This window comes from Sphingobacterium sp. UBA2480 (genome assembly GCF_002341965.1).
Taxonomy (GTDB): Bacteria; Bacteroidota; Bacteroidia; order Sphingobacteriales; family Sphingobacteriaceae; genus Sphingobacterium; species Sphingobacterium multivorum.
This window is the reverse complement of record NZ_DDPA01000001.1, coordinates 218,305-234,138: the sequence shown is the minus strand read 5'-3', so window position 1 is coordinate 234,138 and position 15,834 is coordinate 218,305. Positions and strand designations below refer to the sequence as shown.

The 15,834-nt window shown below is 38.8% G+C and carries 14 protein-coding genes; 4 read left to right on the top strand and 10 right to left on the bottom strand.

The window, feature by feature from the left end:
• Positions 1-401 precede the first annotated feature (401 nt).
• Positions 402-1,583 (top strand): glycosyltransferase, encoded by a 1,182-nt coding sequence (locus tag B3600_RS01075; RefSeq protein WP_115048573.1) that lies wholly within the window; start codon positions 402-404, stop codon positions 1,581-1,583.
• A gap of 120 nt (positions 1,584-1,703) precedes the next feature.
• Here B3600_RS01075 and B3600_RS01070 read toward each other — a convergent pair whose 3' ends face one another.
• On the bottom strand, positions 1,704-2,228 hold the full coding sequence (locus tag B3600_RS01070; RefSeq protein WP_083295736.1) for a CinA family protein: 525 nt from the start codon (positions 2,226-2,228) through the stop codon (positions 1,704-1,706).
• Positions 2,229-2,279: 51 nt separating this feature from the next.
• A complete protein-coding gene (locus B3600_RS01065; protein WP_053003998.1) occupies positions 2,280-2,591 on the bottom strand; it encodes a hypothetical protein in 312 nt (103 codons plus the stop codon).
• Between the two features lie 216 nt (positions 2,592-2,807).
• Between B3600_RS01065 and B3600_RS01060 the strand changes: the two genes are divergently transcribed.
• Entirely contained in the window at positions 2,808-3,998 is a 1,191-nt protein-coding gene (locus B3600_RS01060; protein WP_286751796.1) for a hypothetical protein, read from the top strand.
• 80 nt (positions 3,999-4,078) lie between these two features.
• Here the strand turns inward: B3600_RS01060 and B3600_RS01055 are convergent, their stop codons facing one another.
• Positions 4,079-4,432: a winged helix-turn-helix transcriptional regulator gene (locus B3600_RS01055; protein ID WP_046676278.1), complete on the bottom strand. Its 354-nt coding sequence runs from the start codon at positions 4,430-4,432 to the stop codon at positions 4,079-4,081.
• A gap of 584 nt (positions 4,433-5,016) precedes the next feature.
• Here B3600_RS01055 and B3600_RS01050 point away from each other — a divergent pair.
• Positions 5,017-5,871, top strand: a complete 855-nt coding sequence (locus B3600_RS01050) for a metallophosphoesterase (protein ID WP_286751795.1) — start codon at positions 5,017-5,019, stop codon at positions 5,869-5,871.
• A 176-nt stretch (positions 5,872-6,047) separates the two neighbouring features.
• Here B3600_RS01050 and B3600_RS01045 read toward each other — a convergent pair whose 3' ends face one another.
• Complete coding sequence (locus tag B3600_RS01045; RefSeq protein WP_236560186.1) at positions 6,048-6,428, bottom strand: DoxX family protein; 381 nt, start codon at positions 6,426-6,428, stop codon at positions 6,048-6,050.
• Between the two features lie 274 nt (positions 6,429-6,702).
• Between B3600_RS01045 and B3600_RS01040 the strand changes: the two genes are divergently transcribed.
• Positions 6,703-6,981 carry a macro domain-containing protein gene (locus B3600_RS01040; protein ID WP_312523510.1) on the top strand — a complete coding sequence of 93 codons (279 nt, stop codon included), beginning with the start codon at positions 6,703-6,705 and terminating at the stop codon, positions 6,979-6,981.
• A gap of 39 nt (positions 6,982-7,020) precedes the next feature.
• Here B3600_RS01040 and B3600_RS01035 read toward each other — a convergent pair whose 3' ends face one another.
• The 6 genes from B3600_RS01035 to B3600_RS01010 form a co-directional block, all read right to left on the bottom strand.
• Positions 7,021-7,494, bottom strand: coding sequence for a hypothetical protein (locus tag B3600_RS01035; protein WP_286751794.1), 474 nt, complete (start codon positions 7,492-7,494; stop codon positions 7,021-7,023).
• A gap of 454 nt (positions 7,495-7,948) precedes the next feature.
• Positions 7,949-9,079 (bottom strand): cytochrome-c peroxidase, encoded by a 1,131-nt coding sequence (locus B3600_RS01030; RefSeq protein ID WP_070560807.1) that lies wholly within the window; start codon positions 9,077-9,079, stop codon positions 7,949-7,951.
• 40 nt (positions 9,080-9,119) lie between these two features.
• Positions 9,120-10,673 carry a DUF6850 family outer membrane beta-barrel protein gene (locus B3600_RS01025; protein ID WP_159332930.1) on the bottom strand — a complete coding sequence of 518 codons (1,554 nt, stop codon included), beginning with the start codon at positions 10,671-10,673 and terminating at the stop codon, positions 9,120-9,122.
• 67 nt (positions 10,674-10,740) lie between these two features.
• Complete coding sequence (locus B3600_RS01020; protein ID WP_286751793.1) at positions 10,741-12,057, bottom strand: DUF4876 domain-containing protein; 1,317 nt, start codon at positions 12,055-12,057, stop codon at positions 10,741-10,743.
• A gap of 17 nt (positions 12,058-12,074) precedes the next feature.
• Entirely contained in the window at positions 12,075-14,840 is a 2,766-nt protein-coding gene (locus B3600_RS01015; RefSeq protein ID WP_286751792.1) for a TonB-dependent receptor, read from the bottom strand.
• 182 nt (positions 14,841-15,022) lie between these two features.
• The gene (locus B3600_RS01010; RefSeq protein ID WP_159332927.1) at positions 15,023-15,826 is read right to left on the bottom strand and encodes a DNA alkylation repair protein; all 804 of its coding nucleotides are present in this window, start codon (positions 15,824-15,826) and stop codon (positions 15,023-15,025) included.
• Positions 15,827-15,834: the final 8 nt, after the last annotated feature.

Here is a 15,834-nt window from a genome sequence, read left to right as displayed (position 1 = left end):
TAAGAAAAATTTAAGCGAGGAAAATTGAACATCTTTAGCAAAACAGCACTTATTTATGAAATTTGTATGGGATTAAATGACTATTTAAGTGATACGACGATAAATTCATTTCTCCAACGCTATAAATACGTATTTAACCTGTATTTTTCGGAAGTTCCTTAGCTACCCTACGCTATTTCTATTCAAAAACTACGGTTAAAGCTTCATAAACATCCTTTAGGTATAAATTTTGTTTCAATTACATCAAAAGAATTTACACTCAAATAGCGTACGGATATGGAAAATATTGAAAAGAAAGCAAAAAAAATAGGTTTGGAAAAAGGCTACTATTTATTGCTAATGGCCATTTTGGATCTTCCAGTTGAAGAAGTACAAAATACAGTAAAGGAGGGTTAAATCATATGAAAAAAATAGCAATCATCAGTACTTGTCCGCCTCAAGAATGTGGGTTAGCAACTTTTACGAAAGACCTTAAACAAGGTATGGAATTCGATCCTACTGTACAAATTGACATCATCGCTTTATCTAAACATGGATTAGAGGATTTTAATGAATCTGTACGCTTTGTCATCTTTCGGGATCGACTTGATAGTTATCATCAAGCAGCTCGTATCATCAATGAGGAATATGATTATTGTATTGTGCAACATGAATTTGGAATATTTGGTGGTGCCGACGGTATTTTCATCACACAAATCGCCAACAATCTTACTATACCATTATTAACCGTATTTCATACTATTCTGCAAACCCCTTCATTGCAGCAGAAAGAAATTATGGAATTACTTCTGGAAAAATCTCAGGTGGTTGTCAGCTTATCGCCAAAAGGAGTAGAATTGTTAAAGGAGCAATTTGATTCGGCTCTTACGGATAAAATTAAAGTTATACCGCATGGCGTGCCGCAGTTTGACTATAATCAGGGGTTAGCCAAGTACAGGTTGAATTTACAGCAAAACTTTGTGATGATGACTTTTGGTTTAATCGGAAGAAGTAAAGGGCTTGAATATGCCATAAAATCCCTGTCGGGTATCGATCTTCCTGGATTCAAATACTTGATTGTTGGAAAAACACACCCCAATGTGCTTGCCCATGAAGGTGAATCTTACCGATTCGAACTTCAAAATTTAGTTGATCAACTAGGTTTACAGGATAAAGTTGTTTTTATTGATAAATTCTTAACGGATGAAGAACTTAAAGAGTATCTGACAGCATGCGATATATACTTATCCCCATACCCTCACGAACAACAAATAAGCAGTGGAACCTTATCTTTTGCAGTAGGCGCGGGAGCTGCAGTTATCTCCACTCCTTACTGGCATGCCAAAGATCTATTGAAAGATGATCGTGGCATTCTCACTCCGTTTAACGACATAGAATCCATGCGTGGCAACATCAAATTATTGTATACCTCCCATCGACTACTCGCTTGGCATCGTTTCAAAGCACGCAGCTACGGAGAACAAACTGTATGGAAAAACGTAGCAAAAATGTATATCGAGCTTCTAAATGGAGTAACAACACCGGTGAGATCTTTAATTGATTATGAAAAATACCTCTCTTTTGATTTGAAAAGAGAAGCATAAAGTTAAAGGGCTGTCCGAGGAGTCTAACTTTTCAGGGCAGTGATTAACGTGGACAGCCCTTCCTTTTTACTATTTTATGTACATCCCATCCAATTCAACAGCCTTTCGGATAATCAGTTCTCAAACGGATTGGCTTGACTTTTTACTCACCCTATTTAGTCGTAATAGCCTATTTAAAGTTTCGAATGCCTTTATGGTATAAATGGCCTGCGCTTCTTCCATTTTGACGCTCGATTGAAGTTCAATTTTTTCGGTAGATATAATCTTGTCCTTTTCAGCAATTGAAATATAGGCGAACAATTTACCAGCTGATTCGGGCACGGCTGTTGCATATCCGGTTGTGGCAATAGCCCATGTTGTACCAAACAGGTTGCTTACTGCAAGTGCCATTTCTTCGGTAATTTTCGGAGATACGCAGTCGCATCTTTCGGCTTCCTTTGCATCTACCTTTAGTATTTTTATCTTAGCATTAATCGTATAGGTGGTCACTCCCCCAGCGAAAACTTCCATTGCTCCCTCCATCTGTGAACAGGCTAACTGCAACAATCCCGCTGTCACACTTTCAGCAACGGCAATACGATCTTTAGCATCTTTGAGATTTTGAGCGACTTCGCGCAGTAACAATTCTGGAAACTCTATTTTCATTATATATTAATATAAGGTCATCTACATATGAAGGCATTGCCTACGCTATCTTTATGCCACATGGTATATTTTAATCTCAGGATTATTGCTTATTAGTGGCTTTAGTGCAACGAGGATGATATTATTGTATAATTCTGTTGACAAAAAGGCCTCAGCATCTTCATAAGTATCAAAGCCATATAAGAGCTGTATATCCTCATCGCTGAAGAGTAGCTCTTGTGTTTTCGCTCCTTTTATTTGTTCTCGAAATAAATCTTTGAACTTATTATATGTACTTGTCAATTCCCCCCTATTGGAAGAATTCATTTTTAACACAATTTGCAAATATGCTGTCGTCATTTGTTCCTTATTTTTATTGTCCATAATGGTTTAAATTTCCCTGACCCGGTACGAATGGATTGGAATTGCCCAATCCAAATGTCTCTAAAAACCAAACAGCTTCTAACCAAAGATCGTTTGTAATAAATTAATATTCCTTCGTTATCTAAGCTAACTTTAGCATAAACATTTTAGATGATATGCATGTTAAGTAAAAGGACGATCTTTGCATACTAACATTGAGATAAAATCTATCAGCACATGATATATTCAAAAATAGCGCTGTCAACTGTACTTTTCGTATTAATGGCACTCACTTGTACAGGCCAGAGTTTTGATCGCCAACTGAGGAATCAAAAGGAAAAGACGCAAAAGGAATTTTTGAAGTTTATTACTGAAATAGGAAGTAAAATAACGGATTCGACCTTAACGACCGAACAGCAAAATGCACTATTTAACCCGATCGTTGCGTATGCTCATAAAGAACATACTGGCTTAACACGATTGCGCAAAAAATATTTTGAAAAAATAAAGGCTCCACCAACAGCACTTAATGCATTTATTTTTGATAGCAAGCCTCCTGAGGAACTGTCAAAAATGTTGGAAACCCCACAATTCACGACAGTAAACTTGCTACAGTGTTATCGACCTATCGAAATAGCGCGACTTATCAGCGGAATTATACAACCTATGATTTACCAACAATCGAACATAGGAACAAACGAATCTACAATAGCTTATGCCTTTGGAAATCAAGTCTTCGCTAAACAATTAAAGGAGGAGGTTTGGCAAATTTGGCTAGTAAATAAGCTTTATATGCTTAAGTTCAACCTTAATCTACAAACGATGGTTATCCAAAATTCGGAATATACGCTACCCAATAAAGTGGAATATTTACGACTTGGGATTCCGTTCGTGCCCCAGAAACCAGCCAATGAATTAGAGAAACTCTACCAGGAAATGGATGAAATACGCTGGAACAGCTATTCATCAACTTGGATACAACAACTCAGCCCTCAAGAATGGCAAGATACTATTGATAAGCGATTAGGTACATTTTACCTAAAAAATCAGCCCCGCTTCATAAAAGTTCAAAATGAAATACTCAAGGATCTGGAAAAAGCAAGCAATTTGGATACGAACTGGCAAGAATTGCACTTATCTTCCGATGAAAATATACAATTGACAAAAACCTTAAAAAACCATATTTTGCAACCCGATGAAGTTGCACAGCAGCTATTTTCATTTTCAAACGGCATTATCCCCTTTAATCAAGATGTTGAAGAAATTGGAAAAAATGCGATGTCAGGGTTTTTACACTATATCGTTGGACATGAAAAAGACCAGGTGTGGAAAATTAGATCTTTAGGTTATTCCATTGCATTCGAATATAAGTGGGACCTAAAGCAAGGCCGGTTCTCTGAAATAAAAATCTTTCAGAGACCATCCTAGTGTAAATTTCCATTGTGGCTATACTAAACTTTTTTGAATTAGGTATCGATAAAAAATCAGTGCTGAAAACAAAGCCGTCTTTATGTTATCATTTTATGCTTGGCGCCCCATTTTTCCAACTGACACCAAATAGGGATAAGTTCTGCCGCAATTTCAGTCAATTGATACTCCACTCGAGGGGGCACTTCCGCGTAAGCAATCCTTTTAACCAGTCCTTGCTTTTCCAGCTCTTTGAGCTGCAAAGTGAGCATGCGATCTGTAATCCCTGTAATCAATTGTTTAATCTCACCAAACCGCAGCTTGCCATGCTGTAATTTAGCAAGTATCAACAGCTTCCATCGGCCACCGATCTTACATACAGCATACGCTAAATCACATTCAATAATATACTGTTCATTAATCCTATTGGTTGAATTTTCTTTTCGTTTTCCCATAATTTAAAATCTCTTTAATAGCATACAATCCACTGCAAATAGGGACAAATTTAAGACTTCTACCCTACATCTGTGGCACCACATTCGTCAATAATATGACACAAAGCGAAAGGAGGTTATTGCTCCAAAGCTAATAGTCATCAGCTTTGAAAATAATTTAAAACTGAAATTATGATTATGGAGAAAAACAGCTATTTTAGATTTGGTAATCCAATTATTCATTCCAAATATGCCAGATTCAATTTTAGACTTCGAATATGATCCAACAATTCTATGCCTATCTAAAAATTTTAATGCTATTCATTTTTTTAGATCTTCTAATATTTCTAAGAATACGGTCATTATCAACTTGGAAATCCAATCGAAAGCTACTGAACATAGTCTGGTGGTCTATCAGTATACTTTCCTATCTATCCATATTTCTTAATTTATTTTTTAGATGGACTAGTTTTGAATCTGCCTGTTTAGTATTTTTTCCAGTTTCGTTGCTATTGTGTAAGATAATCTGCCTTTTTTTTATTGGTATTGATGCGGTTGTGCATATTTTCAACATAATAAACAAACGAATAAAAGAAACTAAATCGTTGCCGAAACAAATTGGAAATTTACCCTCCATAAAAAGATCAGATTTTATAGTCAAAAGTGGTCTCCTGTTAGCCAGTGTCCCCATCGTTGCACTTACACGTGGATTTGTCTTTGATTTGTATAAGTACGAGGTCAACCACCTCGATTTAATTTTACCTAATTTACCGAAATCATTTGAAGGAATTACTATAGCCCAAATTTCCGATATACATGCAGGTAGTCTATTTAATTCAACTGCTGTAAAAAGAGGGATTGACCTTTTGTTAGCACAGAACCCTGACATCATCTTTTTTACCGGGGACCTAATCAATGATTTTGCTGCTGAAATGGAAGATTATTTATCCATATTTGATAAAGTGAAGGCTCCATTAGCTACGTTCTCTATCCTCGGGAACCATGATTATGGAGATTATCATTTTAACAGACATCATTTCTTTGATCAGAAGCATTTGACCAAACAACAAAACCTTTCAAATCTCAAATCCATTCATCAACAACTGGGTTGGCAACTACTTCTCAATGAATCGAAAGAACTCGTACTGAATAACGAAAAGATTACGATTATAGGTGTCGAAAATTGGGGCGCAAATAATCCACAAAATTATGGGAATATCGATCTGGCCATGTCTAAAGTAGATAAATCCTCGCCTATCAATTTGATGCTTTCACACGATCCTCCCATTGGCGCGCAGAGATCCTACCCAAATATCCCACAATCGACGTCACTTTCAGCGGGCATACGCATGGGGGACAATTCGGCTATAACAACCCGAATTATCAGTGGAGTCCGGTCAAATATGCTTACCGCGAATGGGCAGGCCTGTACCGTGAAAAGCATCAGGCACTGTACGTAAATGTTGGCTTCGGTTATCTAGATTATCCAAGCCGAGTTGGGATACTACCGGAGATCACTATATTTCACCTGAAGAGTAAAGGTTAAAGCAAGTTAAATACTGTCCCTGATGGATTTTTCACCCAGTACATATTTTCGGGTAACTCATTAAATTCATCACAGATTTCAACACAATTTCTAATCGAATTTCCTATCGGCTGGTCTGAAATACCAAGAAGTAGCAATTAGAATAATGTATAATAGTGCCGGAGCCATTAAAGCGAAAGAATCTCCCGATGCAATATGCGAATACAAGGCACCAGTAGCCGTAAAGAAAATACCCGCATATGCCCATTCTTTCCAAAGTGGTCTTTTAGGCCAAAGCAAGGCAACCACAGCTAATAGTTTCCAGATTCCTAGTAAAGGAAGTATATAACTCGGATATCCCAAATGGTCTATATTTTGTATCCCACCTGCTCCTTCTGTTTGAATTTTAAAAATCTGTATGATAGCAGTTGACAATAACCCTACAGCCAACCATATGGTTGCTATCCAATAAATTATCCGATTTCTTTTCATAATGCGTTGATTTATTTATTATCCTGTTAATTACTTTACATTCCTAGCCACCTCTCCTATCTTCAACACCCGGTATTATCCTTGCCACCCAAAATAAAGCAGCTCTTTTACTGACCGTTCTTTATTATGTAGCTATTTGACTACAAATATAAATGTAGTTATGTAACTACGCAATATTATTTTCACTTTTTTAAAGCGAGGCATTGAATACAACGGCTATCCTGCGATACCCCAATTAAACCTGCTAATTATTTTTTCATTTATTTGAGTTAAGATCAATCCGACGTCACATAGTAACAACAAAATAACCGTAGTTACTATTCATCGCTGCGGTGGGCCGGAAATTCTGGAAGGATGCCGTAACATTGGGGCTAAACAAGGAGGCTGCAAGGTAGGTGAAGCCGTCATCACAACTGCAGCCAAGCTAGCCGCTAAATATGTAATTCATACAGTTGGACCAGTGTGGAATGGTGTCATTACACCGTTTCTGATGGCCGATACAACACTTAAGCAGATCAAAATAGTATGTTTGACGATGATACCTTTCTACTGATCAATCAAATAATAATATAAACCTAGCATAAAACTAAGACTACTCCGCTTCAAATTCCCATCTATATTCATAGGAAGGAACAGGCTTATCAATGTGTGGAAATTGCAGTTTTTTGAGTTCCCTAATATGTTCAAAATCTTTATTTAGAAGTAAATATATACCTGCGTTCTTACCTATTTCTCTTAATATTTCTGGGGTAATCTCTTTTTCTCGACTGTTGGCAGATATGATCATTTTTACAAATTGCTTGCCCGATGAAGTTATATACGGATTTAGCTTATAGGGCCCCGGAATACCAGTATTTTCGTGAGATTGTCCTGCCAATACATCATTGATATAGATAGCATAGTCTACATTTTTTATTTCATGGTAGAGAAAGTATGATTTTACGACCGAGGCTATTCCGCTATGAGCAACCTCAGCAACCTCATCATTTTCCCTATCTCCACCGCCACTGTTACACGACATAAACAACACAACACAGTACATAGCAATGACGATAATTTTTTTCATTTCGTATTTTCTCCTTATTTTTAAAACTGTCGCAATATTCCTTTGATAGCGATTCTAAGCCAATACGACCAACAAGTTAACAACCCAATTTAAGGCCTTAAAACAAGAAATTGCGGATGGCTATACAGCTTATTAAGATACAAATTAGTCGGAATAAAATGGGCTATACAGGTTATTTTTTTACAGGAGAAGTAAGAAAAGTGTAACCATATATCAACCTCTTGGCCGTATTTAAAAGAAAGAGAAACGTCCATCTTTTTAAAATTTCTTTATAAGTCACTAGAATTCACGATATTTGGAAAAATAAACACCCTACCAGTATCTGTTTAAAACATTGGTTATCCAATAGCTGGATAACCTTTTTTGTGCAAGAAGCTATCCTGAAATTGCCCCACTCTCAATATAGCATGTCGAACAGTATGCAAACACAGCTTCACGATTGTTCGGCTGTCATCTATCTCGGTAAACTTTCGGGACGGCGCATACGATAAGAAGTCCCTGTGATGGCGTGCAAAAAGGCCTCAATATCTTTTATTTCATCTTTTGTCAAATTTAGGGGTTGCATCAATGGATCAGTTACAGGATAAAGTGGATCTTTTGCTTTCTGCTCAGCAGTAGCGGAATTCATCTGCATACCACTATTGTACATATTCAACAGACCGGTCATATTCCAAAACAATCCGTTGTGCATCCACGGATCGGTATTCATCACGTCACGTAGGGATGGTGTACGGAAACGTCCTACATCAGCAGGATCCTTTGTAATCTCGTATCGTCCCAGGTCCTGATATTTCCGTTTGTAATAGGTGAGACCAATATTGTGATACAGATCATCGGTAAAAAATTGACCATTATGACAATTCATACAGCGCGCTTTGGTGCGAAATAAATGAAGACCGCGAACTTCCTGATCAGACAACACTTTATAATTGCCATCTAAAAACTCGTCAAAACGGCTTCTTCTACTTGTTAATGTCCGTTGAAAAGCACTCAAGGCTTTCAGTACCTCCGGCATCGAATAATCGGTTTCCCCGAAAGCATCCACAAACAATTTGTTGTATCCGGGGATGGCCTTTAGCTTGGGAATCAGTTTTGTCAATTCCATATCCATTTCATGATGAGCTTCAATAGGACCCAACGCTTGTTCCTCCAATGAACCAGCACGACCGTCCCAAAACAATTCCTTGCGTGCATACACATTGAGCAAAGATGGCGTATTACGCGTGCCTTCAAGATGATCATTACCAACTGGTACGGTAAGCTTGTCAGCCCAGGAAGTCTGGGGGTTGTGGCAGCTACTACAGGATATTTGATTGCTTCCCGATAGAATGGGGTCAAAAAAAAGATATTTCCCCAACTTCACATCAGGCTTTTCCATTAAAGAAAAATAACCGGTATCGATCTTGGGTAGAGACTTAAATTCATTCCAATGAGCCCCTACATCAATTGTTGGTTTTGGCCATTCGCTCACCGGCCGTCGATAATAAAGCTGTATCTCATCATCAAAGGCTTGCTGTTGATCTTTCATAGAAAGCAAACCCACAAAACCAACAATAGTGGCCAATACACAAAACTGCTTTTTCATTCTCTCTTAATTATGCTTATAAACAAGTACGATAACTATTTTAAAATATATAAGAAACCCCCAATTTACCCAGAAACCAATTTTTACCCGGTACACTTGACAACGTATAGTCTATCGGCACCAAATTACCCCTACACTGATAATCCATCTGGAGCTGTATGCTCCAATTGTTCTTTGCATGATGCGTGCCCCATACCCAGGACATATTCCAGCTATTACGTGGAGCGGTGTCGTAAAGATAATCTTGATACAGTATCTGCTTCCCAAAATCCCCTGTATTCAACTCAGATACGTAGAGATTATGGCTTGGTGACCATTGTTTAGTATAGGCGATTGTTCCTATTATATCGGCCGACTGGCCGAGCCGGAATGTTCGATTCAGTCCCAGTCCCAGTTTAACTTGATCAAATTCCATTTGGTTACCACTAACACCATCTTTTTTCTCGGTCTTATACATACCAGCATGGCCTTCAAACAAATACTGATGTACGGCTAATTGAGTTTTAAACGAAATTTCATGCCGACGATAGGTGTAGTTATTTGCTAGATAACTATAATTAAAATCCTGTCCATTTTCAATTTGTCCCTGCAGCGCTACTCTTAGCAATCGCTTACGATGCATCTGCCGGCTCCATAAAAAATCGATTGATCCGATATCTTTTTTATAATCATTTAAGGACAAATAGGTCTGTTTTGAGTTATCATTTCGTCTGAATGATTGTTCTTCATTTAGATAGCGACTATTAAAATAGATCTTATTCCTATCATTGGGTTTCAGGAAGATATGCGCGCCGACGCCTTTACGGTGAATAATATCGTTGTAATTGATCTCTTTTAGTCGCTCACTCGCACTTCCAAAACCGTTCATCATCCAATTGACATACAATGGGTCTTCTGTATTGGTTGTATACTTGTCATTTTTATAGCCCACGTTGACCCGTTCAGAACCATATCCCCAAATACCAGCAATATGATAAGAAAATGTTGGCAGATTGTGACCAACACTCAATTCAAACTGCAGGTTCATATCTTTGATATCGCCTCTGGGATCATTATTGGAGTAGTGAGAGCCTAATCGATAATCGATGCCCAGGGAAATCGGGAGCTTAGCATCGAAGAATGCTCTTTGGATTCCCGCATCGAGCTTATAGGTCTCTCGACTGTATTTATTTTTTCGCAACGAACCAAAATACAATGGCGCATCGACATTCCATCGTGACTGATGGCGCAAAGCAGTACTGTCTTCTGCGGAGCGGTCATATGAAAATCTTCCCCAAAAGCTAGTTTTGCGCCAATCGGTCTTCCCTTCCGTATACAATTGGGATTGAATGAGCCCATCAGTTCCTTGCGCCGCCTTAAAGTCCCCTTGCCCCCTGCTGTGCCGAATACCAAATAGAGAAGATCTATTTTTGATTTCCTCAGGAATCCATACCCTATTTCGTATGGCCATATCATGCATTATTACAAATGATGGCTGATACCAATAGGTCAAAGCTGCTGTTGAATCTAAAGAATTAGACGTACTCTGCCCGAAGACAGCGTGGTGGGCTAAGAAAGCCACCCAAAATAACATGATGTATCTCACACTTTTCATTCAGGTATTTTTTATAAAATACCAGCTTTCCAACGAAAAAGCTGGTATTGGGAATAACCGTTTTTCATTAATCACCAAATCCAAATGGATTTGCTTTTATCGCGATAAAATCTTCTGTGGAATTATTTGTATCTTTTAATTTACGAACTCCATTGTTCGTTTTTTCGGTTTTGCGAATTACAGATTGCGATGAATAGCCACCTAATGGTGCGAAAGTAAAACCTGCATCCTGTGACGCCGTCAATTTTTTAGGAATTCTCGCGTCCTTGGTGTTTGGCTGTACTTCTATGGCATCCATAATCCAACCGACAGGTAACTGTCTGTATTTTTTTGCGGTGGAAGTCGGAACACTGATGGACGGTTCCGCATAGCTCTTCAAATTCTCCACATCTGAACGATTCGCGTGCTTAAAAATAACATAAGCATCCCGCCCTAAATTATCCAATATCCAGTCATTCCCCGTATAATCCAATATCTCCACATTGGGAACAGCCGGATTGTCAATATCTGTTGCAAAAGGAGTTTTGCCAGGGATATCTCCAAAATAAACCTCAAAATTAGCTTTACTCAGATCTACTGTAAGATCCGGATTCTTGATGGCTACTTCTTTTCCATTATTACCAACAAACGGTGCTTTATGGTTTAGAGCATTTTGCGCAATTACAATGCTTTTACCAGGTTCCACTGGATAGGTCTTTCCATTGCCAGGAATCATAAATAAATCTCTTAAGTAAACATAGTCTGTATTTTCTGATTCGTAGCCGCCCATTCCTGAAGATTTACTCCAATCCAATTGGCCATTGGATTGATAGTAATCGGATTGACTGGTCGGAGATTGCCTTCCCCATAACCGGCCAAAGTAAAGACTATCGGCATATAAAACACGTTCTGTATTATTGTAAACTTCAAAAAACTGATCCCTGAATACCGCTCCTTCTTTATTATCAGAACCCGCATAGTAAATCTGCTTGATGACAAAGTCGCCCAATAGACCTGCAACCAATTCCATATCCAAAGTCGTAGAACTGGTTAAACTGATTTTTTTCAGCGAAGCATTGAATGTCACGTCTTCAATACTTGATTCTCCTGTCAAACTGTTGTATTGCGCTTTGGGTATCGAAATAGAAGCATCAATATCATATTCACCCGGTATAATAGAAGTCAGGTTGACCACACCTTGGGACGAAGAATATGTAGCACTGGTTTTTGTTGCCAGATTGGTTATCTTAACAATAACCTTGCTTAAGTCCAACTTGGTATTAAAATTTTCAGAAGCATATTTTAAATTCAGCTTAATATCCAGCGGTTGTACACCGGGTGTATTATCTTTTTTACAGGAGATAAAAGGTAAAAAGAGAAAAGGAATTAAGTAACGAGTTTTCATTGTGTTTAGTTTTTATGTTAAAATTTATAAGTCAGTTGGGCGCCATAGTTGGGAGATGAATTTGGGGCTTGCACTGAAGAAGCTCCTTCCCTATAAAAGCGCGGTTGGTAATCCAGAAAATTATAGACGTTAAATGACAGGTAAATATTCTTGCCTATTTCCTTGGCCATATTGAGACCAAAGTTCCAGTAGACGTAGTTGTTTTCAATATTTACCAAGTCAGCTTCATTTTTCCTTGCTGTGTATAATTCGAGATGCTTCGGATTGTTTATATCAAATTGATCAATGGTATGATACGTATAATCACGTGTATAATATCCTACAGGAATAATATCTCGGTAATTAGATTTATTGTAGTTTAATAATTCACAGTCTGCACTCAGTTCAATAATCAAACGCAAAGCCGGAAAATGAGTTGAACTTCGTAACTGCGCTCGACTTAAATAGTTCTTGGTAGATTTGGACGGAAAAAATCCAAGGATAACGTCATCTAACGCTGTCTTTTCGGCATTAAAATTCAAACGGCTCAGCGCACTGGAACTAGAATTGGCTAGGGTAAATGCGGCAGTAGCGGAGAAAGTTGTCATAATCTGTTGAATTCTAGGTGTAGAATACATGACTTCCGCACCAATATTGGACGATTTATTACTATTGGCAAAGTACAGATTGGACATTAAATAGCTTCTCGTCCCCGTCTGTTCAACTATTGGTTTACCCCCGGGCACCGCAGTAGCCGAATAGGTAGGCAAGTCAATGAGTTGATCAGCCGTAACCGTGTTGATTCCGCGCGTATTTTTTTTATAGAAAAGATTCGTACGTAGCTGATGCCCATTCTTATGCCATGAAAACGATGATTCCAGCGTTTGCCCTACACTACTTTTGAGATTGCTATTATCTTTTTCATAACGCCGCAAGTAAATCAATGCCATACTTTCGTCAACCTTACCATTATAAGAGTTGAGCAATATAATTTCATCAAAAGTAGGCCCGGGATATAGTTGTGCTAATCCAGGAGATTTGAAGGATAAGCCGTATGCTAGCCCAATCTGAGTTGATTTAGAAAGTGAATAATTGATGTTGGTTCTTGGAGAGATGGAAGAGTGACCATTCATAAGATCCCAGCGAACGCCCGCCCGCATGCTAAGATCCCTTCCCCATACTTTTGTCCGCATAGCATCCTCCGCATACAAGCCCAGGTTTTGCAAAGCGTTTGTTAATGAAAAATCATAATACCTATCCGATCTCGCTCCAAGATCCTTTTTGGGAATAGAAGGATCTGCAATTCGCCCCTTTCCACGGTTGATGTCATAACTATAGTTACTTCCAAAGTTTATTTTGTGGATAATATCGCCGGTAATTGCGATGGCATTTCCTTCCAATCGGGCATTTAAATTCAATGGTCTATTATCCACATGATCTAGCGCAGTATACTGACCAGGTGCATATTGTCCTTCTACAATTCCAGTTTGCACAGAATCGGTATAAAGCACGACTGCACCATTATAGTAATACTCCCGATAGGTTTTCTGCAGTGTTGAACTTATTCCTGCATTGAGACTAATGCTTTTAAGGAATTTATGGTCCAATTTGTAACTGGTTCGGCTAGCAGCATTCCAACCCCGGCCGCCAAAAGAAATGGCATTCGAGAGTGGGTCATCTGGATCTTTTCGGACCTGATCAATAACTTTATTGTAAGAGCCTGAGAAGGTTTGTTTCAGACGCTTATCTGCGCCAAAATAGTTTGTCCATATCAAAGTTCCGTTTACGCGGTCGTATTGTTTCAGCTTATCTCTATTGTCTGCGTAAGACTGCACATAACCTAAATCCACATTAATTGTCCCAAGCTTTTTTCCGAGCTGCATTCCCTTAGACAGACCATATGAAGTTGCATTGCTCCGCACTTGAAGCCTAAAAAAAGCCGGAGTCTTGCCAGCCTGCCTTTCGATAATAACGGCACCATTTGATAAATCGCCATAGCGTGCCGGTGCTACGCCAGAAATAACTTCCAAATGTTCGATATTTTCTATCGGAATCTGACGCAGATCCAGACCGCTAAACACATTTTCTCCAGAATAGAATTTTCCCGTTGTCGGTCGACCGGTTAAACCATAATCTGAAGGTCTAATTGCATTCGTTGCGGAAGACATGCCAAATATTCCAGCGTTCCGCCCTTGCATATTACCATTGTTACCCAAAACCATGTCATCCATTATGATAGCGACACCAAAGGAGTTATTCAGTTCATTCGCGTCTCGCGATCGTCCTGTAGTCTCACTAAAAGCACCTCTCAGCGTCAGATTTTGCATCTCCTGCACAGAAGGGGCTGTATTCTTCCGGTTTGGCAATCGGTTCAGCAGATCGTTTAAACTTAGCGCCGGATAACGTTCAATCATTTCGCGATCAAATACGAGTGATGAGTTGCTCAACTCCCCTCTCTTCGCCTGTACCCCAACTTCTTCAAGAGCAAGACTCATATCTTGCAACAAAAAATTTTCAATCTTTTGCATCGAATCTAACAGGACTGTCCTTTCAACCTTTTTCTTACCAATGTAGGAAACCGATAGCGTAACAAGTTTGCCATACTGCTCTTTAGGGATGGTTAAACGATATTCACCACGCCCATCGCTCATACTGGAGAATCCTAACTGATCCAAAATAACGGTACTTCCCAATAGGACTTTCTTATTACCATCAGTGATCTTTCCCCGGATGTATATCGACTGTGCATGCGCAACTGCAATTGTGTAAAATAAAATAAAACTAGTCCAATAGAGCTTTTTCATAAGTGAGAATAAAAGCGCACAAAAAGGCACATCTATTTAAAATGATTCTAAACAGATGCAAATGTAACGTATTTTAACACAGTATTTCAAATTATTTTTAATAATTCTAAATAAACTACTGCATAAAAAATTAAATATGAATTAGAAAGACGCAAAAAACAGAATACTGATACCGGTAATTTTTACTTCGAAATTGTGCGTAATGCTTTTCGAATAATGTAGTGTGTTTCCTTGGTATTACTTTCTTCTTCCCAACGATGACAAAGTGCTCTAACAAAACCAGGTTGGCTTTTGCTTGCGTCATTCAGCCAATTTGCGACGCTATCCCGAACATATTTTGAAGGATCGGATTTTAGCGGTTCTAAAATAGGCAAGGCTAGACTTGGTTCCTGCTTCAACCGATCGATGTGCTTACACCATACGCCCCTCGGTCGGGTTGACTCCGTAGCAAAACGCCTCACATTTTCATCCTTCTCTATCGCCCATAGGCTCAGATAGGTAATGCTCCTGTCCAAATCAAAAGCTATCCTATTACGGATGGCCATCCAGCTGATTTCTCGTACACCAAAATGTGTATCTGCAGCAAAAGGACGTATTGATGAAAGCAGTTCCTCAATTTCAAGCTGTTTATCATTTCCAATCGCGTAGGTCGCCCAGCAACGCACGAGATCTGCAGGATGATTGAATAATATTGTCAGGAAGGTATTATCACGATTTTGTGTGATCATGTCGAACAGCGCACGTCCGATCGTTTCATTGATGGAATTTACCGTCGGTTTCTGTAACTGCTCCAAAAGCAACAAGATTGGCTTTAAGTAGTGAATGCGCGCATTCTGCTGAAGAATGTGCGCAAGTAAAAGCCGTTGGTCAACAGCTAGCCACTCTACAAGATTTGCAGTTTCAATTTCACCGCGGTTCAGACTGGCTAGGCAGTCTATTGAAATATCAGCTGTCCGCCTTACCCCTTTACGTTGTACTTTGCTCATAGCTGTAT

Coding starts and splice junctions, on each gene's coding strand:
- B3600_RS01010 (WP_159332927.1), bottom strand. CDS start 15,826: ATGAGCAAAGTACAACGTAAAGGGGTAAGGCGGACAGCTGATATTTCA.
- B3600_RS01065 (WP_053003998.1), bottom strand. CDS start 2,591: ATGGACAATAAAAATAAGGAACAAATGACGACAGCATATTTGCAAATT.
- B3600_RS01045 (WP_236560186.1), bottom strand. CDS start 6,428: ATGAAAAGAAATCGGATAATTTATTGGATAGCAACCATATGGTTGGCT.
- B3600_RS01015 (WP_286751792.1), bottom strand. CDS start 14,840: ATGAAAAAGCTCTATTGGACTAGTTTTATTTTATTTTACACAATTGCA.
- B3600_RS01055 (WP_046676278.1), bottom strand. CDS start 4,432: ATGGGAAAACGAAAAGAAAATTCAACCAATAGGATTAATGAACAGTAT.
- B3600_RS01035 (WP_286751794.1), bottom strand. CDS start 7,494: ATGAAAAAAATTATCGTCATTGCTATGTACTGTGTTGTGTTGTTTATG.
- B3600_RS01075 (WP_115048573.1), top strand. CDS start 402: ATGAAAAAAATAGCAATCATCAGTACTTGTCCGCCTCAAGAATGTGGG.
- B3600_RS01060 (WP_286751796.1), top strand. CDS start 2,808: ATGATATATTCAAAAATAGCGCTGTCAACTGTACTTTTCGTATTAATG.
- B3600_RS01030 (WP_070560807.1), bottom strand. CDS start 9,079: ATGAAAAAGCAGTTTTGTGTATTGGCCACTATTGTTGGTTTTGTGGGT.
- B3600_RS01020 (WP_286751793.1), bottom strand. CDS start 12,057: ATGAAAACTCGTTACTTAATTCCTTTTCTCTTTTTACCTTTTATCTCC.
- B3600_RS01070 (WP_083295736.1), bottom strand. CDS start 2,228: ATGAAAATAGAGTTTCCAGAATTGTTACTGCGCGAAGTCGCTCAAAAT.
- B3600_RS01025 (WP_159332930.1), bottom strand. CDS start 10,673: ATGAAAAGTGTGAGATACATCATGTTATTTTGGGTGGCTTTCTTAGCC.